18 protein-coding genes and 2 riboswitches are annotated in these 19598 nt (G+C 60.8%); of the genes, 7 read left to right on the forward strand and 11 right to left on the reverse strand.

Annotation, left to right across the window (positions count from 1 at the left end; translation table 11 throughout):
- Nucleotides 1–45: 45 nt before the first annotated feature.
- From AACH87_RS10355 to AACH87_RS10385, 7 genes are all read right to left on the reverse strand, one after another.
- Complete coding sequence (locus tag AACH87_RS10355) at nucleotides 46–438, reverse strand: hypothetical protein (protein WP_338798731.1); 393 nt, start codon at nucleotides 436–438, stop codon at nucleotides 46–48.
- A 427-nt stretch (nucleotides 439–865) separates the two neighbouring features.
- On the reverse strand, nucleotides 866–3778 hold the full coding sequence (gcvP, locus tag AACH87_RS10360; protein WP_338798732.1) for an aminomethyl-transferring glycine dehydrogenase: 2913 nt from the start codon (nucleotides 3776–3778) through the stop codon (nucleotides 866–868).
- A gap of 155 nt (nucleotides 3779–3933) precedes the next feature.
- Nucleotides 3934–4308, reverse strand: a complete 375-nt coding sequence (gcvH, locus tag AACH87_RS10365; protein ID WP_338798733.1) for a glycine cleavage system protein GcvH — start codon at nucleotides 4306–4308, stop codon at nucleotides 3934–3936.
- 102 nt (nucleotides 4309–4410) lie between these two features.
- Nucleotides 4411–5565 carry a glycine cleavage system aminomethyltransferase GcvT gene (gene gcvT / locus AACH87_RS10370; protein WP_338798734.1) on the reverse strand — a complete coding sequence of 385 codons (1155 nt, stop codon included), beginning with the start codon at nucleotides 5563–5565 and terminating at the stop codon, nucleotides 4411–4413.
- A 52-nt stretch (nucleotides 5566–5617) separates the two neighbouring features.
- Nucleotides 5618–5743: riboswitch (glycine riboswitch) on the reverse strand.
- 21 nt (nucleotides 5744–5764) lie between these two features.
- Nucleotides 5765–5856: riboswitch (glycine riboswitch) on the reverse strand.
- Nucleotides 5857–5872: 16 nt separating this feature from the next.
- Entirely contained in the window at nucleotides 5873–7150 is a 1278-nt protein-coding gene (locus AACH87_RS10375) for a TRAP transporter large permease (RefSeq protein WP_338798735.1), read from the reverse strand.
- A complete protein-coding gene (locus tag AACH87_RS10380; RefSeq protein ID WP_338798736.1) occupies nucleotides 7147–7641 on the reverse strand; it encodes a TRAP transporter small permease in 495 nt (164 codons plus the stop codon). The genes AACH87_RS10375 and AACH87_RS10380 overlap by 4 nt, the downstream gene beginning before the upstream one ends.
- A gap of 83 nt (nucleotides 7642–7724) precedes the next feature.
- On the reverse strand, nucleotides 7725–8696 hold the full coding sequence (locus AACH87_RS10385; protein WP_338798737.1) for a TRAP transporter substrate-binding protein: 972 nt from the start codon (nucleotides 8694–8696) through the stop codon (nucleotides 7725–7727).
- Nucleotides 8697–9155: 459 nt separating this feature from the next.
- Between AACH87_RS10385 and AACH87_RS10390 the strand changes: the two genes are divergently transcribed.
- Complete coding sequence (locus AACH87_RS10390; RefSeq protein WP_338798921.1) at nucleotides 9156–9614, forward strand: Lrp/AsnC family transcriptional regulator; 459 nt, start codon at nucleotides 9156–9158, stop codon at nucleotides 9612–9614.
- Between the two features lie 221 nt (nucleotides 9615–9835).
- On the opposite strand, the gene AACH87_RS10395 is transcribed toward AACH87_RS10390, so the two are convergent.
- Complete coding sequence (locus AACH87_RS10395; protein WP_338798738.1) at nucleotides 9836–11536, reverse strand: electron transfer flavoprotein-ubiquinone oxidoreductase; 1701 nt, start codon at nucleotides 11534–11536, stop codon at nucleotides 9836–9838.
- A 266-nt stretch (nucleotides 11537–11802) separates the two neighbouring features.
- On the opposite strand from AACH87_RS10395, the gene AACH87_RS10400 reads away from it, so the two are divergent.
- Nucleotides 11803–12585 (forward strand): SDR family oxidoreductase, encoded by a 783-nt coding sequence (locus tag AACH87_RS10400; RefSeq protein WP_338798739.1) that lies wholly within the window; start codon nucleotides 11803–11805, stop codon nucleotides 12583–12585.
- 22 nt (nucleotides 12586–12607) lie between these two features.
- Here the strand turns inward: AACH87_RS10400 and AACH87_RS10405 are convergent, their stop codons facing one another.
- Both AACH87_RS10405 and AACH87_RS10410 read right to left on the reverse strand, forming a co-directional pair.
- Nucleotides 12608–13333 carry a hypothetical protein gene (locus AACH87_RS10405; RefSeq protein WP_338798740.1) on the reverse strand — a complete coding sequence of 242 codons (726 nt, stop codon included), beginning with the start codon at nucleotides 13331–13333 and terminating at the stop codon, nucleotides 12608–12610.
- Nucleotides 13334–13337: 4 nt separating this feature from the next.
- Nucleotides 13338–13964 (reverse strand): peroxidase-related enzyme, encoded by a 627-nt coding sequence (locus AACH87_RS10410; protein WP_338798922.1) that lies wholly within the window; start codon nucleotides 13962–13964, stop codon nucleotides 13338–13340.
- A 105-nt stretch (nucleotides 13965–14069) separates the two neighbouring features.
- On the opposite strand from AACH87_RS10410, the gene AACH87_RS10415 reads away from it, so the two are divergent.
- Together AACH87_RS10415 and AACH87_RS10420 are read left to right on the forward strand one after the other, a co-directional pair.
- Complete coding sequence (locus AACH87_RS10415) at nucleotides 14070–14471, forward strand: carboxymuconolactone decarboxylase family protein (protein ID WP_338798741.1); 402 nt, start codon at nucleotides 14070–14072, stop codon at nucleotides 14469–14471.
- A gap of 199 nt (nucleotides 14472–14670) precedes the next feature.
- Nucleotides 14671–15951, forward strand: a complete 1281-nt coding sequence (locus AACH87_RS10420; protein ID WP_338798742.1) for an NAD(P)/FAD-dependent oxidoreductase — start codon at nucleotides 14671–14673, stop codon at nucleotides 15949–15951.
- Between the two features lie 136 nt (nucleotides 15952–16087).
- Here AACH87_RS10420 and AACH87_RS10425 read toward each other — a convergent pair whose 3' ends face one another.
- Complete coding sequence (locus AACH87_RS10425; protein ID WP_338798743.1) at nucleotides 16088–16630, reverse strand: PAS and helix-turn-helix domain-containing protein; 543 nt, start codon at nucleotides 16628–16630, stop codon at nucleotides 16088–16090.
- Nucleotides 16631–16750: 120 nt separating this feature from the next.
- Here AACH87_RS10425 and AACH87_RS10430 point away from each other — a divergent pair, with 120 nt between their 5' ends.
- The 3 genes from AACH87_RS10430 (at nucleotide 16751) to AACH87_RS10440 (ending at nucleotide 19489) form a co-directional block, all read left to right on the forward strand.
- A complete protein-coding gene (locus AACH87_RS10430; RefSeq protein WP_338798744.1) occupies nucleotides 16751–17458 on the forward strand; it encodes a CoA transferase subunit A in 708 nt (235 codons plus the stop codon).
- A 44-nt stretch (nucleotides 17459–17502) separates the two neighbouring features.
- Nucleotides 17503–18144: a CoA transferase subunit B gene (locus AACH87_RS10435; RefSeq protein ID WP_338798745.1), complete on the forward strand. Its 642-nt coding sequence runs from the start codon at nucleotides 17503–17505 to the stop codon at nucleotides 18142–18144.
- A gap of 109 nt (nucleotides 18145–18253) precedes the next feature.
- Nucleotides 18254–19489, forward strand: coding sequence for an MFS transporter (locus tag AACH87_RS10440; RefSeq protein ID WP_338798746.1), 1236 nt, complete (start codon nucleotides 18254–18256; stop codon nucleotides 19487–19489).
- Nucleotides 19490–19598: the final 109 nt, after the last annotated feature.

The raw sequence follows: 19598 nt of genomic DNA on the forward strand, positions 1-19598 counted from the left end.
CAGATCCGCATGGCCACCGACTGACGAGGGTTATGTCGTACATCCTTAAGACTGTTCGGGTGAGTAGTAAAGCGTCTTTCCGCATTGTGTGCAGAAGTGCTCACGATGATATGTATGGTTCATAAGCGCTCTGGCGTTAATTTTCTGACCTCCGCATGAAAAGCAATAGACTTTGTTGTTTTGAATATGCTCTGGATGTTCGTTTTTGTACCATTCGTAAGTCATTTTTTTAAAATTTAGTAATTGCCTTTTTCTTTCTTTTATTGAAGAAAGACTCATTTTTAAAATTATTGTAGGAATGATGATGAATGCTATTCCATGAGTTAGAGAGAGGAAATCACCTCCAGATAGAATGGCTAAAATTGTGGAGCCTGCACCAATTACTATAAATATTGAGCAGAAAATAATTGTAAATATTTTAAGTATTGTAAAATTCATTTTATATTATTCCTGCGGTTCTCTGATTTTTAGGTTTTTTGCAGTTGATTGAATTATTTGGATAACGATTTTGAGGGACGCTCTAAAAAAGTTTTAAATGTTTCTAGATTGTATCTAGTTGTGTATTAGGCTTCAAGCCCTCTAAGGGTGACCTGCATAACTCTCTGCGGTCTGTGATGGCGCGGTCTCGGGCAGTCCGCTGCGTTGCTTTTCTTGCCAATAGCCACGCTATTGGCAAGAAAAGACGCCTTGCGGCCTATCCCGATCCGCACTACCACCGACTTGCGAGGGTTATGCATGACATCCCTAAAGGGGATACAAATCAAGCCTCGTTTTCTAGAACAGCCAAAAACAAAGGCCCGGTTACCCGGGCCTTTGTTACTAGCGGTTGAGCCGTCCAAGATGGCGCTACATCGCTCCGCGTGCGTTACGCCAGCTCACTCACCGGCACACAGCTGCAGAACAGATTCCGATCCCCATACACGTTGTCCACGCGCCCCACGGGCGACCAGTACTTGGCGTGGCGCAGCGCGGCCACGGGGTACGCAGCAGCCTCTCGGGTGTAGGGGCGGGTCCAGTCGCCGCTCAGCAGGCTTTCGGCGGTGTGTGGGGCGTTCTTCAGCGGGTTGTTGTCCTGCGGCAGCTTGCCTGCTTCGATCTGGCGGATCTCTTCGCGGATGGCGATCATCGCGTCGATGAAGCGGTTCAGCTCGAACAGGGTTTCGCTTTCGGTGGGCTCCACCATCAGCGTGTTGGGAACGGGGAAGCTCAGCGTGGGCGCGTGGAAGCCGTAGTCGATGAGGCGCTTGGCCACGTCTTCAGCCATTACGCCGCTGGTTTCCTTGAGGTGGCGCAGGTCCAGGATGCACTCGTGCGCCACATGGCCGTTTTCGCTGGCGTACAGCGTGGGGTAGTGGTCTTTGAGGCGGGCGCTGATGTAGTTGGCGCTCAAGATGGCGGTTTCGGTGGCGGCTTTCAGGCCCTCGGCACCCATCATGCGGATGTACATCCAGCTGATCGGCAGCACGGCGGCATTGCCCAGGGGGGCGGCGCTGACGGGGCCGACCTTGCCGTTGGCCGGGCTCTTTGGCTGGTCGCCCTGGCCGGGCAGGCCGGGCAAGAAGGGCACCAGGTCTGCCACCACGCACACGGGGCCCACGCCGGGGCCGCCACCGCCGTGGGGGATGCAGAAGGTTTTGTGCAGGTTCAGGTGACTCACGTCGCCGCCAAACTCGCCGGGGGCGGCCACGCCCACCAGGGCGTTCATGTTGGCGCCGTCCACATACACGCGGCCGCCGTGGCTGTGCACCAGGGCGCACAGCTCCTTCACGCTGGTCTCAAACACGCCGTGCGTGCTGGGGTAGGTGATCATGATGCAGGCCAGGTTGGCGCTGTGCTGTTCGCACTTGGCCTTCAGGTCGACCATGTCCACGTTGCCGTTGGCGTCGCAGGCGGTCACCACCACCTGCATGCCCACCATTTGCGCGCTGGCGGGGTTGGTGCCATGGGCGCTGCTGGGGATGAGGCAGATGTTGCGGTGGCCCTCGCCACGCGACTCGTGGTAGCCCTTGATGGCGAGCAGGCCAGCGTATTCGCCCTGGCTGCCCGCGTTGGGTTGCAGGCTGATGCCCGCGTAGCCGGTGGCCTGGCACAGCCAGGCGCGCAGTTGCTCGTCCAGCTCCTTGTAGCCTTGCTGCTGGTCTGCTGGGGCAAAGGGGTGAACGCCTGCAAACTCAGGCCAGGTGATGGGGATCATCTCGCTGGTGGCGTTGAGCTTCATGGTGCACGAGCCCAGCGGGATCATGCTGCGGTCCAGCGCCAGGTCTTTGTCCGACAGTGCGCGGATGTAGCGCAGCATGCCGGTCTCAGAGTGGTGGGTGTTGAAGACGGGGTGGGTGAGGTAGCTGCTGGTGCGGCGCAGCGCGGCGGGGATCAGCGGCTCGATGCCGTTTTCAAACGCGCTGAAGCTGGGCAGGGCCTGGCCGTCCTTGGCGAAGATCTTCCACAGCAGTTCAATGTCGGCGCGCGTGGTGGTCTCGTCGAGCGCAATGCACAGGTACTCTTCAAAGTAAATGCGCAGGTTGGCGCCCATGGATACAGCGCGAGCAGCTATGGATTTTGTAGCGGAACCGGTGTGCAGGCTCAGGGTGTCGAAGCAGGCCTGTTCGCGCACGGGCGCGCCCAGTTGCTTGAGGCCTTGGGCCAGGATGGCGGTGTAGCTGGCCACGCGCTGGGCGATGCGCTTGAGGCCCTGGGGGCCGTGGTACACGGCGTACATGCTGGCCACCACGGCGGGCAGCACCTGGGCGGTGCAGATGTTGGAGGTGGCTTTTTCGCGGCGGATGTGCTGTTCGCGCGTTTGCAGGGCCAGGCGGTAGGCGGGCTTGCCATGCACGTCCACGCTCACGCCCACCAAGCGGCCGGGCATGCTGCGCTTGAATTCGTCGCGGCAGGCCATGTAGGCAGCGTGCGGGCCGCCCGCGCCCATGGGCATGCCAAAGCGCTGGGTGGTGCCGACCACAATGTCGGCACCTTGTTCGCCGGGCGGGGTGATGAGCGTGAGGGCCAGCAGGTCTGCCGCCACGATGAAGGCGGCCTGCTTGGCATGGGCTGCCTCCACATCGGCGCGCAGGTCGTCAATGCGGCCGCTGGTAGAGGGGTATTGCGCCAGCACGGCAAAGTAGTCGCCTGCCAGCAGCGTGTTCCATTCTTCGGCGGAGTTGGCCAGCTTCACCTCGATGCCCAGGGGCAGGGCGCGGGTCTGGATGACTTCGATGGTTTGCGGATGCGCATCGCCCGCCACCACAAACACGTTGCTCTTGCTCTTGACGGAGCGCTTGGCCAGCGTCATAGCCTCGGCTGCTGCCGTGGCTTCGTCTAGCATGGATGCGTTGGCAATGGGCATGCCCGTCAGGTCGCACACCATGGTCTGGAAGTTGACCAGCGCTTCCATGCGGCCTTGCGAGATTTCGGCCTGGTAAGGCGTGTAGGCGGTGTACCAGGCGGGGTTCTCCAGAATGTTGCGCAGGATGACGCCGGGCGTGTGCGTGCCGTAGTAGCCCTGGCCGATAAAGCTCTTGAGCAGCTTGTTCTTGCCCGCAATGGCTTTGAGCTGCGCCAGCGCTGCGGCCTCGGTCGTGGCGGGGGGCAGGTCCATGGCGCTGCTGCGGGCGATGGAGCGGGGCACGATGGAGTCGATCAGCGCGCGGCGCGAGGCCTCGCCAATCACCGAAAGCATGTGTGCCTCATCAGCCGCATCGATGCCGATGTGGCGGGGCAGGAATTCGGTGGCGTTTTCAAGCTCGGACAACGGCAGGGATGTGGGCAGGGCGGCGGTCATGGCGGGCAGTCTGGGGTGCTATGAAAAAGAGAGCTGGCTGCGCTGATTTGATGGGGTTTACCACGGATTTCTTCTGAAATCCTGATGAATAAAGCGCAAGCAGCTATGGTTTTTGAAGCTGAGTGGGCCGTGGAGCCCACCCAGTCATCAGGGCATCACGCGTTGGCAGCGAAAGCCGTGTAGGTGGTTTCGTCCATCAGGCCGTCAAGCTGGCTGGCGTCGGCCAGCTTGACCTTGAAGAACCAGCCGGTGTTCAGCGGGTCGCTGTTGGCCAGCGAGGGGTCGGCGCGCAGGGCTTCGTTCACTTCCACGATTTCGCCGGTGACGGGCATGTACACATCGGCAGCGGCCTTCACAGACTCGACCACGCCAGCCACGTCGCCCTGGTTGAATGTGGCGCCCACTTCGGGCAGGTCCACAAACACCACATCGCCCAGCGCGTCTTGCGCGTGCACGGTGATGCCCACCACAGCGGCAGCGGCGTCAGCGGCGTTGATCCACTCGTGTTCTTTGGAAAATTTGACGGTCATGAGGGGCTCCTCAAAATGGGTTGAAAAGGGTTTGAAAAAGCGAAACCTGAATGTAGCGGCTGCAGCAGGGGCGGCGAATGACGCGCCACCGCCCTGGCGAGATCAGCCGCGGAAATAGTTGGGCGGCGTGAAAGGCATGGCGCGCACTTCCATGGGCACGGCCTTGCCGCGCACGATGGCGTTGACGCGGGTGCCAATGGCGGCGTGGGCCACATCCACATAACCCATGGCCACGGGCTGATTCACCGTGGGGCCCAGCAGGCCGCTGGTCACTTCGCCAATCTTCTGGCCGTCGGTACTCTGCAGCTCGGTGTGTTCGCGCACGGGCACGCGCTCCAGCGCCACCAGGCCTACGCGTTTGCGGGTAAGGGTGGCCGGGTTGTCGAGCTGGGCCAGCACCTTGTCTGCCCCCGGAAAGCCACCCGCGCGGGCACCGCCGGTGCGACGCACCTTTTGCATGGCCCAGTTCAGGGCCGCCTCTACGGGGGTGGTGGTGGTGTCAATGTCGTTGCCGTACAGGCACAGACCGGCTTCGAGGCGCAGCGAATTGCGGGCACCCAGGCCAATCGGCTTCACCTCAGGCTGGGCCAGCAGTGCGCGGGCCAGCGTCTCAGCCTGGGTGGCGGGTACGGAGATTTCAAAGCCGTCTTCACCGGTATAGCCGCTGCGGGTCACAAAGCAGTCGCAGCCCGCAATGTTGAAGGCGCCGCCCGTCATGAATACCAGCTTTTCCACTCCCGACGCCAGACGGGCGAGGGCGGTGGCGGCCTGCGGGCCTTGCAGTGCCAGCAGGGCGTGGTCGGGCATGGGCACCACCTTGCAGCGCTGGCCAATGCGGGCCTGGATGTGGGCGATGTCGCCCACCTTGCACGCGCCATTCACGATGACGAACAGGGTGGGCTCGCCGTCTACCACGCCCTGGTTGAAGAACATCAGGTCGTCAATGATGGTGCCTTCATCCGTCAGCAGCAGGCCGTAGCGCTGCTTGCCCACGGGCAGGTCGATCACGTCCACGGGCATCAGTGTCTCGAACGCGGCAGCAGCGTCGGCACCGATGAGCTTGAGCTGGCCCATGTGCGACACGTCAAACAGGCCCGCAGCGGTGCGGGTGTGCACGTGCTCGGCCATCAGGCCAGCGGGGTACTGCACGGGCATGGAGTAGCCCGCAAAAGGCACCATGCGTGCGCCCAGTTCGATATGCAGAGCGTTGAGGGGTGTGGTCAGCAGGGACTCGGAAGGGGCGGAGGGCGTGGACATGCGGCAGTGACTCCAGGGCAAATAGGGGGCGCAACCCACCGGGGGTTACGGCATTTGCCCTGCTGTCCGCTTTACCTGAGAGATTCACCGCAGCGCCTTGGCTGGCCGTGCGGTTTGCTCCTTCGGTGGGGGGCTTCATCACGTATGGTGCGAGCCACCTCTCTCCAGCAAGGGAACGCCCGCATCGCTGCGGGCGGTTGTCAGTCCTTTTGCCTGAGCGTTCGGCAGCTGCCTGCGCCTTCGGCGGTGCCGCGCTGCCTTGGGTTGCAAGGTGGGGCACTCTCTCCTGACGGGGCGGATTGTAAGCCTACTTTGCGTAGACCAGATCGCGCAAAGCCAACGAAATGCTGGGCACGTAGGTGATGACCATGAGGCACGCCAGGATCACGCACACAAACGGCAGCAGGTGCTTGACGATGCGGTCGAGCGAGATCTTCGCCACCGTGCAGGCTGCAAACAGGTTCACGCCAAAGGGCGGCGTGATCATGCCCAGGGCGAGGTTCACCACCATGATCAGGCCGAAGTGCACTGGGTCTACACCAAAGTGCACCGCCACCGGGGCCAGGATGGGGGCGAGCACGATGATGGCGGCGCTGGTCTCGATGAACATGCCGATCACGAAGAGTGCTGCGTTCACGCCCAGCAGGAACATGGCGGGCGACTGCAGCACCGCCTCCAGCCAATGGCCGATGGCATCGGGCACCCCGGCGCGCGTGATGAGGAAAGCAAACAGCCCGGCGTTGGCGATGATGAACATGATCACCGCCGACGAGATGGCCGACTTGCGCAGGATGGCGTACAAGTCTTTGAGCTTGATCTCGCGGTAGATCACCACGCCCACCACCAGCGCATAAAACACGGCCACGGCCGATGCCTCGGTGGGCGTGAACACGCCGCCGTAGATGCCGCCCAGGATGATGACCGGCATGAGCAGCGCCCAGCCCGCCTGCAGTGTGGCCTTGCCAAAGGGCAGGCGGCCATCGCCATCGTTCTTGCCCCAGCCCTTGTATTTGCAGTAGACCCACACAAAAGCCATCAACGCCAGGCTGATAAGGATGCCGGGACCGAAGCCCGCAATGAAGAGTTCGCCAATCGATACCTCGGCACTCACGCCGTACAGAATCATGGGGATAGAGGGCGGGATGATCACGCCCAGCTCGGCACTGGTGGCCTGCAGGGCGGCTGCGTAACTGGTGGGGTAGCCGTGCTTGATGAGCGCTGGGATCAGGATGGCGCCAATCGCAAACGTGGTGGCGACCGACGAGCCTGACACGGCAGCAAAGATCATGCAGGTGAGTACGCAGGTCATGGGCAGGCCGCCTTGCACGCCGCCCACAATGCTCTTGGCAAATTCGACCAGACGGCGGGAGATGCCACCGGTTTCCATCAGGTTGCCCGCCAGGATGAAAAACGGGATGGCGGCCAACGGAAACTTGTTGATCGAGGCGAACATTTCCTTCACCGAGATCAGCATGTTGGCGTTAGACACCTGAATGCCCAGAATGGACGCGAGCCCGATGGACACGGCCACGGAGACGGTGAGTGCAAAGCACAGCACCATGGTGACGAGCATGGTGGTGGTCATTGCGCAGTCTCCAGTTCCTGGCGTTGTGGATCGATCCAGTTGCCGATGATTCCGACGGCGCTGAACAGTCCGCCCACCGGCATGGCCACATAGGCCCAGAACATCGACACCGACTCCAGCCCGGCCATGGACTGCACGCCGCCGCGCTTGGCGTAGTCCCAGCCAAACCACACGATCACGGCAATCAACGCCAGCGCGGCCAGGCTCACCACCGCGTCGAGCACGCGGCGGATGGCGGGCGGGCTCCAGCGGTAGAGCACGTCCACGCTCACCATCGCCCCCTGGCGAAAGGCGGCGGGGATGGCCAGGAACACCATCCAGATCAGGCTGAAACGGATCAGCACTTCCGTCCACTCGGCGGGCTGCTCCAGCACAAAGCGCATCAGGATCTGGAACATGCCCAGCGACGAGGCGATGGCCAGCATCAGGCATGCGCCTGCCATGGCAATGCCGGTGGTCCACCGTTCCAGTTGGAGAAAGGTATTTTTCATGAATGAAAAAGCCCGTTAGCGCAGGACTAACGGGCGGAAGTAGCTATGGTTTGTGTAGCAAAAGGGTGAAGAGGCCCATGCGGTCACTTCACTTCGCGAATCTTGTCGATGGCGGCCTTGCCGAACTGCTTTTCAAACTCGGCATTGACGGGAGCCAGGGCCGCGACAAACTTGGCCTTGTCCACGTTGTCGATCACGGTCATGCCCTTGGCGCGCAGGTCGGCCACGCCCTTGGCGTCGTCTTCATCCACGCGGGCGCGGTTGGCTTTGGTGCCTTCCTTGGCGGCGTCGATGAAGGCCTGTTTGTCGGCCGCGCTGAGCTTGTCAAACGCTGCCTTGTTCATCACGAAGATGCAGGGCGAGTAGACGTGGCCGGTGAGCGTGAGGTGCTTTTGTACCTGGTCAAACTTGGCGGAGATGATGACGGACAGCGGGTTCTCCTGCCCGTCCACCGTGCCTTGCTGCAGCGCCGTGAACACCTCGGGGAAGGCCATGGGCGTGGTGATGATGCCAAAGCCCTTGTACGCGGCGATGTGCACGGGGTTCTCCATGGTGCGCATCTTAAGGCCCTTGAGGTCGCCCGGCTCCTTCACATCGCGCTTGCTGTTGGTCATGTGGCGGAAACCGTTCTCTGCCCAGGCAAGGGCCTTGAAGCCCTTGGCGTCGAACTTGGCGAGCAGGTCCTGGCCGATGGGGCCATCCAGCACCGCGCGGGCATGGGCCTTGTCGCGGAACAGGAAGGGTACGTCGAGGATCTTGGTCTCAGGCACAAAATTGGGGACGGGGCCTGTGGAGCTGAAGGCGAGCTCCTGTGTGCCCAGTTGCACGGCTTCGATCGACTCGCGCTCTCCGCCCAGCGCGCCGTTGTAGAAGGTCTGGATCTTGTAACGACCACCGGTGCGTTTTTCCACTTCCTTGGCAAAGGTGTCGATGGCCACCCCTTGGTGGGAGTTCTGGGCCGTCGAGATGCTGATGCGCATGGTGGTCTGTGCAGCGGCGGTGGCTACCAATCCCACGGCAAGGCTGATGCCAAAGGCAAGCTGGGTCAATCGCATGGTGTCTCCTGAAAGTGTGTGCGGCGGCTCTTGATGGCCGTGGTGTCGGGGCACTACCAGCGTGGGCAGTGCCTGACAAATTATGGTGGCCGTGGTTGCGCTGCAGCATCGGGGTTTGTGCTGGTAAGCGTGCTTATGAATGGGACTCGGCAGGCCCTCAGAGCGGCTAGCACGACCCCGCCAAGCGGCCTTGGCCAGGCGTCCCGTCGCAGGCAGTACATCAGGGACGACAAGAAGGAACCACAACGCCAGGGGGTGTGTTGGCCGCTCCAAATGGCAAGCGCCCCGCACTGGCGGTAACCAGTCGGGGCCTTGGCAGTTTGTGCGCCCCGGTAAGAGCGCCTTGATGGGTGAAAGTATGCGCGCAGGCGCGCAGACAAGTTTGCTGAATTTGTCAAAAAAATCTCTTAATGCAGAAAATTTTTCTGCTTATTGGTTTAGTAAGGAATAATCATGCAAATGGACAAGCTTGATCGGAAAATTCTCGCGGTGCTGCAAGCCAATGCCAGGGCCAGCTTGCAGGAGATTGGGCAGGCCGTAGGCTTGAGCCCGTCGCCGTGCTGGGGGCGTATCAAGAAGATGGAGGAGTCTGGAGTCATCCAGGGCTACACCGTGCGCATTAACCCCCAGTCGCTGGAGCTGGCCGACACGGTGCTGGTGCAGGTCACGCTGGACAGCCATTCGGACAACACGCTGGAGAAGTTTGGCGAGACGCTGGCCAGCATTCCAGAGGTGATTGAGGCGCACCTGGTCTCGGGCGACTACGACTACCTGCTGCGGGTGGTGGTGAAAGACACACGCGACTACGAGCGTTTGCTGCGCGAGAAGCTCTACAAGATCAAAGGCATACGCCACAGCCGATCGAGCTTTGTGCTGCGCACGCTGAAGAAGGCGGACCTGCCACTGTTTGCAGGCTGATGTGTAGTTCGTGAGGGTTTTGCCGTCTGGCGCTTATAGATGAAGCGCAGGCAGCTATCAAAACTGTAGCGATAGGACTGCGGCATGGGGCAGTTTTGGCCCGCTTGATGAGCTGCTGCACGTAGCCCGCTTTGCACAGAACTGCATGTAAGCGTTCAAAGAAAAAAGCCCGCCGGATGGGGCGGGCTTTCGTGGGCAAAGCAGGGTGGCCTGCGTTGCGTTTACATGCCAGCGTAGTTCGGGCCACCGCCCCCTTCGGGCGTCACCCACACGATGTTCTGCGTGGGGTCCTTGATGTCGCAGGTCTTGCAGTGCACGCAGTTTTGGGCGTTGATCTGCAGGCGCTGGGCATTGCCGCCCTGGGCGGTGTCGGGCACAAATTCGTACACGCCTGCGGGGCAGTAGCGTGCCTCGGGGCCTGCGTACTTGGCCAGATTGATATTGACGGGCACGCTGGCGTCTTTCAGCGTCAAGTGCGCAGGCTGGTTCTCTTCGTGGTTGGTGTTGCTGATGAACACGCTGGAGAGGCGGTCAAACGTTAGCTTGCCATCGGGCTTGGGGTAGTCGATGGGCTTGCACTCTGCTGCAGGCTTGAGGTAAGCGTGGTCGGGCTTGTCGCGGTGCAGCGTCCAGGGGATGTGGCCACGCAGCACGAACTGTTCAAAGCCGTTCATCAGAGTGGCGGTAGTCAGGCCGTACTTGAACCAGTTCTTGAAGTTGCGGTCCTTGTTCAGCTCGGTGTGCAGCCAGCTGGCTTCAAACGCTTGCGGGTAGGCGGTCAGTTCATCGTGCTGGCGGCCTGCCACCACGGCTTCGTAGGCGGCTTCTGCCGCCAGCATGCCGGTCTTGATGGCGGCGTGGCTGCCCTTGATGCGGCCCACGTTGAGGTAGCCTGCGTTGCAGCCGACCAGCGCACCGCCGGGGAACACTGTCTTGGGCAGCGCGTTGATGCCGCTGGCGTTGATGGCGCGGGCACCGTAGGACAGGCGCTTCGCGGTGATTTCGCCCTTTTCGTTTTCGAAGTAGTAGCGGATGTTGGGGTGGGTCTTCCAGCGCTGGAATTCTTCAAAGGGGCTGAGATATGGGTTGCTGTAGCCCAGCCCGGTCACAAAGCCCACGGCCACCTTGTTGCCTTCCAGGTGGTAGAGGAACGCACCGCCGTAGGTGTCGTTCTCCATGGGCCAGCCTGCGGTGTGCATCACAAAACCGGGCTGATGGCGCTTAGGGTCAATCTCCCACAGTTCCTTGATGCCGATGCCGAAGCTTTGCGGGTCACGGCCTTCGTCCAGCTTGAAGCGGGCAATGAGCTGTTTGCCCAAGTGGCCGCGCGCTCCTTCGGCAAACACGGTGTATTTGCCCAGCAGTTCCATGCCCAGCTGAAAGTTGTCGGTGGGCTCGCCATCCTTGCCTACGCCCAGGTTGCCAGTAGCCACGCCGCGCACCGAGCCGTCTTCGTTGTAGAGCACTTCAGCCGCTGCAAAGCCAGGGAAGATTTCCACGCCCAAGGCTTCGGCCTGCTCGGCCAGCCATTTGGTCACGTTGCCCAGGCTCACGATGTAATTGCCGTGGTTCTGAGCGAAGGGCGGCAGCAAGGGGTTGGGCACGCGAAAGCCCGATTTCTTGCTCAGGAAGATGTAGGCATCGTCCGTGACGGGTTGGTTCAGTGGTGCACCCTTGGCCTTCCAGTCGGGGATCAGCTCCGTCAGCGCCTTGGGGTCCATGATGGCGCCCGAAAGGATATGTGCGCCAGCCTCCGAGCCTTTTTCCAGCACCACGACCGACACGTCCTGGCCTTTTTCTGCCGCCAGTTGCTTGAGCCGGATGGCTGTGGACAGACCGCCAGGGCCACCGCCGACGATCACGACGTCGTATTCCATGGATTCACGGGGGCCATACTGGGCGAGGATTTCTTCGTTCGTCATGCGTGTCTCGTCGTGCGTTTGAGTTTGATAATGGGGCTTGGAGCAGCTAACAAAACTCCCCTTGGCATTTTCGTCGCGTATAGCACTGGTGTACGGCACGGAACGCTGGCCAAGTCTGTTGAAGCAGACTCGTATCGAGTTTTGTCAGTCACTGTGATTCTGGGCAGGCAGCAGTGTGCACCACTGTCTGGCTTGCGACTGATTGTATTCAAAGAATATCGAAAATAGAACGATCGTTCTTTTTTTAAAGGCATTGGAGAATTTTCATGGCATACAGCATCGACTTGTCTGGGCGTGTGGCGCTGGTCACTGGGGCATCGAGCGGGCTGGGGGCGCAGTTTGCGCGCACGCTGGCACGCGCCGGGGCAGGTGTGGTGCTGGCCAGCCGCCGCATTGAAAAGCTCAAGGAGCTGCGCGCCCGCATCGAGGGAGAGGGCGGCGATGCCCATGTGGTGGAACTGGATGTGACCGATCACGATTCCATCAAAGCCGCAGTGGCGCACGCCGAGACCGAGATGGGCTCCATCGACATCCTTATCAACAACTCGGGGGTGAGCACCACGCAGCGTATCCAGGATGTCGCCCCCGAAGACTATGACTTTGTGTTCGATACCAACGTGAAGGGAGCCTTCTTCGTTGCGCAGGAAGTGGGCAAGCGCATGCTGGCCCGCTCACGGGGCGCAGCGCCTGGCAGTTTTACGGGGGGGCGCATCATCAACATTGCTTCCATGGCAGGGCTCAAGGTGCTGCCGCAGATTGGCGTGTACTGCATGAGCAAGGCCGCGGTGGTGCACATGACCCGGGCCATGGCGGTGGAATGGGGCAAGTACGGCATCAACGTCAACGCCATTTGCCCAGGCTATATCGACACGGAAATCAACCACCACCACTGGCAAACCGAGCAGGGGCAGAAGCTGGTGAACATGCTGCCCCGCAAGCGCATCGGCAGCCCCGAGGATCTGGATGCGCTGCTGGTCATGCTGGCCAGCGATCAAAGCCATTTCATCAATGGTGCCGTGATTGCCGCGGATGACGGGTTTGCCGTGTGACGATCACGTTTCTGTTGAGTGGCTAAGGCAATAAAACGCTGTGCGCGACCGGTACTCTGTTCACCTTGGCAACCCCGAGCAAGAGCATGAGTTTCAGCTCAGGCAGGTAACGTATGGCGGATTGAGGGGCTTCGTAGGCGCGTGTGTTGCGCAGTTGTTCCTCCAGCTTGAGCACGCGGCCTGATGGCAGGTGCTCAATGCTCAGGGTGCGCACGCCGGTGTAGAACGTTGCGTTGATGGGGGCCTCTGTTCCAAAAAAGCCACCGGGGACCTTCGACTGTCTTCGCTTGCCTTCAAACGCGGTGGTGATGCGCAGCGTGCCATCGCGACTGTTGCAACTGCCTTCAAACGCTGCTGCGCATTCCATCGGCAGAGCAGAGGCCTGCACCGTGACGGGCTGGGCGTCGGTTGCCTGCAGCACATCCAGTGCAACTGGAACCAGCTTGACATGGGCTTGCGCACCTTGGCCTTCTTTCACCACTTGCCAGACAGCGGCGCCAGGGGCATTGGGTATCTGCAGCCGTGCAATCCCTATCCCCGTGCCCAGGTAATAGGTGGGCACAGCGTGTTCATGCGGTTGGCTGCGGAACAGGGTGGCTGAAAGCAACGGAGACTGTGACCCGGCCGGTACTTCCAGTGGCAGAAGTTGCGCAGGCAGGCTGCCACTGGGCGGACCAAATCCCTCGGAATAGGCCTTGCCTGCGAGCATGGCCAATACCAACGGAACAAAGTGGCGCAGCTTGCCCATGGATTTATCCCGCAGTCTTGGGTTTGGGCACGCGGCCCATCAGATAGAACTCTGGATTCGGCATCATCCCGGCAAAACTCGCCATGCGGTTGGACAAGCCGAAGAAAGCCGTGATCGCGGCGATATCCCAGATGTCTTCATCATCGAAGCCATGGGCGTGCAAAGCGTCGAAATCGCTGTCCTCGATCTCGTGGGACCTCTCGCACACCTTCAGGGCAAAGTCCAACATGGCGCGTTGGCGGGGCGTGATATCGGCCTTGCGGTAGTTGACCGCTACCTGGTCCGCTACCAGCGGTTTCTTTTCATAGATACGCAAAATGGCCCCGTGCGCCACCACACAGTAAAGGCACTGGTTGGCGGCGCTGGTGGCGGTCACGATCATTTCCCTGTCCCCCTTGGTCAGGTTGCCTTCTTCTTTGAGCATCAGCGCATCGTGATAGGCAAAAAACGCACGCCATTCCGCAGGGCGGCGTGCAAACGCCAAAAATACGTTGGGAATGAAGCCCGCTTTTTCCTGCACTTCCAGAATGCGGGTGCGAATGTCTTCAGGCAGCGTGTCGAGGTCCGGGAAAGGGTAGCGTGGTGTCACGGGGGTTGTCTCCTTGGTTTTTTGGGGCGTTTTCTGTCTCATCATAGGTGCAGGCGGGCATCGCGGTTTACGCGGTTGCATGGACGTGCATCGATGCGATCATGAATTGCTGGCCCGCATTTTTACCAACCGTGATGGAGACCTGACATGCCTGATACGCCTGATATACCCGGCAAGGATTTTGAAAAGGGGCTTGCAACCCGCAAGCAAGTGATGGGAGAGGACTTTGTGGCGCGCGCATTTGGCGGCGCTTCTGAATTCACGCTGCCCATGCAGGAGTACATCACCCGCAATGCGTGGGGAGATGTGTGGCAGCGGCCAGGGCTGGATCTGAAAAACCGCAGTCTGATCACCGTGGCCATGCTCACCGCTTTGGGCAAGCAGCATGAACTCAAGGGCCATGTGCGCGGTGCACTCAACAATGGAGCAACCCCGCAGGAGATTCAGGAAGTGTTGCTGCACGCGAGTATCTACTGCGGTGTGCCCACGGCGGTAGAGGCTTTTCGCTCTGCGGCAGAGGTGATTGACGCGCCCCCACCGTCTGCCTAGGGATCCTGTGTGCGAATCGAGCTGGTCAAGTGTGTGCTGCGGACCGACCGAGTCCGCAGATGCGCTCGGCGCAGTGGTTGACTGGTTGGCCCCGATTCAACGTATGACCCTCTTCAAAGCGTCGGCGCTTCACCGCGAATGCTGAAATGGTATTGCAGCCACCTACACTGGCCGCATCGCAACGACCCGAGGGACAGGCATGCATTCAGACATCGTGATCGTGGGTGGCGGAGCCGGAGGGCTCGAACTGGCCGCCAAACTGGGGCGCAAGCTGGGTGCCCGGCAAGGCCGGGATCGCGTGCTCCTGGTGGATCGTTCACCTTTCCATATCTGGAAGCCCACGCTACACGAGGTGGCTGCGGGCACTCTGGATGCGCATCAGGAGGGGCTGTCGTACCCGGTGCTGGCAAGGCGCAATCACTTTGGCTTTGCCTTGGGTGATCTGGCAGGGCTGGACAGGGAGCGCAAGTGCATCGAACTGGACGAAATCCGCAATGCTGAGGGCGAGGTACTTGTGCCGCGCCGCACGGTCAGCTACCGCTGGCTTGTGCTGGCACTGGGCAGCGGCTCCAACGTCTTTGGCACTCCGGGCGTAGAGCATGCCTATCTGCTGGAAAACGTGCGCGATGCGCAGCGCTTTCATGCCGACTGGCTGGGCGCATGTGCGCGGGCTGCCTTTTCTGAGAGCCGTTCACTCTCCATCGCCATCGTGGGGGCAGGCGCTACGGGTGTAGAGCTTTCTGCCGAACTGCTGGAAGCCCATGCTGAATTGCTGGAGAGCCTGAGCAGCAGCCAGCGTTTCAGGCTCGACATTGCGCTGGTGGAGGGCGGTGACCGCATTCTGGGTGGCTTGCCCGAGAAGATATCGACCCAGGCGGAAACCGCATTGCGCCGCAAGCAAGTGCGGGTTTTGACGGGGACTCGCGTCAATGAAATCCGCCGTGGTGCGCTGGTGACCCCTGCGGGGGAGATTCCTGCCGACCTGATTGTGTGGGCCGCAGGCATCAAGGCTGCTGACGGAAATGCCCGCCTTGGCCTGGAAACCAATCGTCTCCACCAGTTCGTCGTGGACAACCGTTTGCGTACCTCTGACCCGAACATATTGGCCCTGGGGGATTGCGCTGCGTGCCCGTGGGGTGAAGGCAAAACCGTGCCCTCACGTGCCCAGGCTGCGCATCAGCAGGCAGACTACCTTGCGCGGGTGCTGGGGGCTTTGCTGCGAGAGCAGGAAGTGACAGCGCCTTTTGTGTACCGGGACTTCGGTTCGCTGGTTTCACTGGGCGACAACAAGGGCGTTGGCAATCTGATGGGAGGCCTGGGTGGGCGCAACTTCTTTGTGGAAGGTCTCATTGCCAAGTGGATGTACATCTCACTGCATTTGAACCACCATCGCGCCATTCTGGGCACGGTGAAGACGGTGGTGCTGGCTTTGGCGCGGTTGCTGCAACAGCGGGTATCAGGGCGGCTCAAGCTGCATTGAGTGGTGGTAAGAGCGGCTAACACAACCCAGCGAAGCGGCCCTGGCCAGGCGTTCCGTCGCAGGCAGTACACCAGGTACGACTAGACGGAACAACGACGCCAGCGGGGTTGTGTTAGCTGCTCTAAGCGCAGGGCGCTTACCCCGCCAGCAGTTTGTGCACCAGGTCCGCTGCTGTGGATGCGTTGTACTTGCGCATGAGGCGCGCCCGGTAAATTTCCACGGTGCGGTGGCTGATGGACAGGGTGCGCCCGATCTCCTTGGAGGTCAGCCCCTCCAGCAAACGTGCCGCCACTTCACGCTCGCGGCCCGTCAGTTCGGCGCGCACGGGGCGCTGCGAACTGAGGTCTTCAAAACTCCAGATGCCCGAGGCATGGGGCTCTTCACGGTTGAGGGCGCGGCCCGATACGTGGCACCAGAACAGTTCGCCGTTGGCCCGCTTCATGACGCGGTTGTCGGCATAGTGGCCTTTGGCGTTAAGGATCGGGGCCATGCGGGCACCCTGGCGCTCGTACTCGTCGGCGCTGGGATACAGGACCTGGAACGACTGCCCGATCAGCACCTCGCGCGAGGCTCCGAACATTTCGCAGACGTGGCGGTTGCAGTCCACCATGGTGCGGTTGCGTGAGATCACCATGCCCACGGGGGCCATGTCAAAAGCGAGTCGGTAGTCAACGTCCATGGTGGGGTGTCTTGTGTAAGCCTGTTCAAGGGCTTTTGGCCTGAGGGCTATTCTTTACGGGGTACTACTTACGGATATACGTAGTATCGTAGTGCATCCGATATTCGCAAGGAGAGTGTGGTGAACAAGTTATTTCCCTCCGCGGCCAAGGCGCTGGAAGGCGTAGTCGCAGACAGCCAATTGCTGGCTGTGGGCGGTTTTGGGTTGTGCGGCATCCCAGAGGCTTTGATCGATGCTCTGCGCGATTCAGGTGTCAAAAACCTGACCGTGATCTCCAACAACGCTGGTGTGGACGGCTTTGGTCTGGGCAAGCTGCTGGAGACCCGGCAGATCAAGAAAATGATCTCTTCCTATGTGGGCGAGAACAAGGAGTTTGAGCGCCAGTATCTGGCGGGCGAGCTGGAGCTGGAGTTCACCCCTCAGGGTACGCTGGCTGAAAAGCTGCGTGCGGGCGGTGCGGGCATTCCTGCATTTTTCACCAAGACAGGTGTGGGAACCATCGTGGCAGAGGGCAAGGAGCTGCGCGAGTTTGACGGCGAGACCTATGTGATGGAGCGCTCGCTGGTGCCCGATGTGTCGCTGGTGAAAGCCTGGCGCGCAGACAAATCGGGCAATCTGCAGTTCCGTCTGACGGCGCGCAACTTCAACCCCGCGGCTGCTACGGCCGGCAAGATCTGCGTGGTGGAGGTGGAAGAAGTTGTGGAGACCGGCGCCATCCCGCCCGATCAGGTTCACCTGCCCGGGATTTATGTGCACCGCATTGTGCACAACCCCCATCCCGAAAAGCGCATTGAAAAGCGCACCATCACGGAGAAAGCGGGCGTGTGAGCCTGCTTCAGCACCCAAGTACAGAACAAGCTGGAGAAGTAAACATGTCGTGGAGTCAAGACCAAATGGCGGCGCGCGCCGCCCAAGAGCTCGAAGACGGCTTTTATGTGAACCTGGGCATCGGCATTCCCACGCTGGTTGCCAACTTTGTGCCTGCCGACAAGGAAGTGTGGCTGCAGTCCGAAAACGGCATGCTGGGCATCGGCCCGTTCCCCACCGAAGATGAGGTGGATGCGGACCTGATCAACGCAGGCAAGCAGACGGTGACGACCATCAAGGGTTCGTCCATTTTTGGCAGCGACCAGTCGTTTGCCATGATCCGCGGCGGCAAGATCAACCTGTCCATTCTGGGGGCCATGCAGGTCAGCGAGAAGGGCGACCTGGCCAACTGGATGATTCCCGGCAAGATGGTCAAAGGCATGGGCGGTGCCATGGACCTGGTGGCAGGCGTCAAACGCGTCATCGTTCTGATGGAGCACGTGGCCCGCAAGAAAGATGGGACGGAAGACATGAAGATTCTGCCCAGCTGCACATTGCCCCTGACGGGCGTGGGCGTGGTGGACCGCATCATCACCGACCTGGGTGTGATGGATGTGACGCCTGAGGGGCTCAAGCTGGTGGAATTGGCACCAGGGGTGTCTTTTGAGCAGATCCAGGCCAAGACGGGCGTGACCTTGCTGCGCTGATCTTTCGCTCTTTTCCATTCATTTGAGAACAGGGCCGACCACCCGTTGGGGTGGTCGGCCTTTTTGTTGGCGCGAGCGGCGCGGAAGAGATGCGTTGACAATCTCGGCCATGCAAACCACGACCCGTACGCTGCGCTTCATGGCGCTGGCCGCTTTCTGCAGCATGGCATCCATGCGCGTGTGTGACCCCATGCTGCCCGCCCTGGCCAGCGAATTCAAGGTGAGCACAGGCGATGCCTCTGCAGTGATCGCGGCGTTTGCGGTGGCCTATGGTGTGCTGCAGCTGGTGTATGGCCCCCTGGGCGATCGTTGGGGCAAGACCCGGGTGGTGATTGGTGCAACGTCCGCCTGCGCATTCTTCAGCGGTGTTACAGCGCTGGCTCCCAATCTTTCAGCGCTGGTGGTCTCGCGTGCGGCCATGGGGGCATGCGCTGCCGGCATCATTCCACTGTGCATGGCCTGGATTGGTGACCAAGTGCCCTACGAGCAGCGCCAGGAAACCCTGGCAGCGCTGATGGTGGCCACGGTTTCTGGAATGATGGCGGGCCAGTGGTTTGGTGGCTTTGTCGTGGAGGCGCTGGGCTGGCGTGTAGCCTTCGCCGTGTTGTCTCTGTTGTTTGGTATGGCGGCCTTTTTGCTGTGGCGGCAAGTGACGGCAGTGGCTGCGATGTCAGCGATGGCCGGGCAGGCCGCCGCACCTGCCAGGTTTTCCTTGCGCTCGTACCTGCTCAATACCCGCAACCTGTTGGCCGCACCCCGTGTGCGCTGGGTTCTCACGGTGGTCACGCTGGAAGGCGCATTGGCGTTTGGTACCCTGGCCTTTGTACCCAGCCGCATGGTGGAGGGGTTTGGCCTGTCGGCAGCGGCTGCAGGCGGGGTGATGGTTCTCTACGGCGTGGGCGGCCTGCTGTACAGCCTGTTTGCACGCCGCTGGCTCGCACTGCTGGGGGAGCATGGACTGGCTTTGCTTGGGGCATCGCTGATTGCCAGTGGGTTGCTCCTGTTGGCCTGGGCCCCGCTGGTGGGGCTGGCAGTGGTGGGCTGTTTTCTGGCGGGGCTTGGCTTTTACATGCTGCACAACACCCTGCAGACGCAAGCCACCCAGATGGCGCCACACGCACGGGGCATGGCCGTGACGCTGTTTGCGTGCCTCTTGTTCATGGGGCAGTCTGCGGGCGTGTTTCTGGTGGCTTTGAGTGTGGACCGGGGCTGGCTGGTGCCTGTTTTTACCGCTGCGGCGCTGGGGGTGGTGGCTCTGGGCTGGGTGATATCGGGCACGCTGCGACGCTCCCGGGAGGCTGCTGTACAGGGCTGCACTGCGGAGAGCACGTCCGCAGCCAAATAACCTCTGTGTCTTATGACGTAATTTTTTGATGGTTTGATTTTTTATAGCCGCGCACTACATTTCAGCCCCTACACAACTTTTCGGCGCCGCTGCGGGTGACCCACCTGGG

It is taken from the genome of Acidovorax sp. DW039, assembly GCF_037101375.1.
Taxonomy (GTDB): Bacteria; Pseudomonadota; Gammaproteobacteria; order Burkholderiales; family Burkholderiaceae_C; genus Acidovorax.

Coding starts and splice junctions, on each gene's coding strand:
- AACH87_RS10355 (WP_338798731.1), bottom strand. CDS start 438: ATGAATTTTACAATACTTAAAATATTTACAATTATTTTCTGCTCAATA.
- AACH87_RS10400 (WP_338798739.1), top strand. CDS start 11,803: ATGGCATACAGCATCGACTTGTCTGGGCGTGTGGCGCTGGTCACTGGG.
- gcvH (WP_338798733.1), bottom strand. CDS start 4,308: ATGACCGTCAAATTTTCCAAAGAACACGAGTGGATCAACGCCGCTGAC.
- AACH87_RS10385 (WP_338798737.1), bottom strand. CDS start 8,696: ATGCGATTGACCCAGCTTGCCTTTGGCATCAGCCTTGCCGTGGGATTG.
- AACH87_RS10425 (WP_338798743.1), bottom strand. CDS start 16,630: ATGGACGTTGACTACCGACTCGCTTTTGACATGGCCCCCGTGGGCATG.
- AACH87_RS10440 (WP_338798746.1), top strand. CDS start 18,254: ATGCAAACCACGACCCGTACGCTGCGCTTCATGGCGCTGGCCGCTTTC.
- AACH87_RS10435 (WP_338798745.1), top strand. CDS start 17,503: ATGTCGTGGAGTCAAGACCAAATGGCGGCGCGCGCCGCCCAAGAGCTC.
- AACH87_RS10420 (WP_338798742.1), top strand. CDS start 14,671: ATGCATTCAGACATCGTGATCGTGGGTGGCGGAGCCGGAGGGCTCGAA.
- AACH87_RS10410 (WP_338798922.1), bottom strand. CDS start 13,964: ATGAGACAGAAAACGCCCCAAAAAACCAAGGAGACAACCCCCGTGACA.
- AACH87_RS10375 (WP_338798735.1), bottom strand. CDS start 7,150: ATGACCACCACCATGCTCGTCACCATGGTGCTGTGCTTTGCACTCACC.
- AACH87_RS10405 (WP_338798740.1), bottom strand. CDS start 13,333: ATGGGCAAGCTGCGCCACTTTGTTCCGTTGGTATTGGCCATGCTCGCA.
- AACH87_RS10390 (WP_338798921.1), top strand. CDS start 9,156: ATGGACAAGCTTGATCGGAAAATTCTCGCGGTGCTGCAAGCCAATGCC.
- AACH87_RS10395 (WP_338798738.1), bottom strand. CDS start 11,536: ATGACGAACGAAGAAATCCTCGCCCAGTATGGCCCCCGTGAATCCATG.
- gcvP (WP_338798732.1), bottom strand. CDS start 3,778: ATGACCGCCGCCCTGCCCACATCCCTGCCGTTGTCCGAGCTTGAAAAC.
- gcvT (WP_338798734.1), bottom strand. CDS start 5,565: ATGTCCACGCCCTCCGCCCCTTCCGAGTCCCTGCTGACCACACCCCTC.
- AACH87_RS10380 (WP_338798736.1), bottom strand. CDS start 7,641: ATGAAAAATACCTTTCTCCAACTGGAACGGTGGACCACCGGCATTGCC.
- AACH87_RS10415 (WP_338798741.1), top strand. CDS start 14,070: ATGCCTGATACGCCTGATATACCCGGCAAGGATTTTGAAAAGGGGCTT.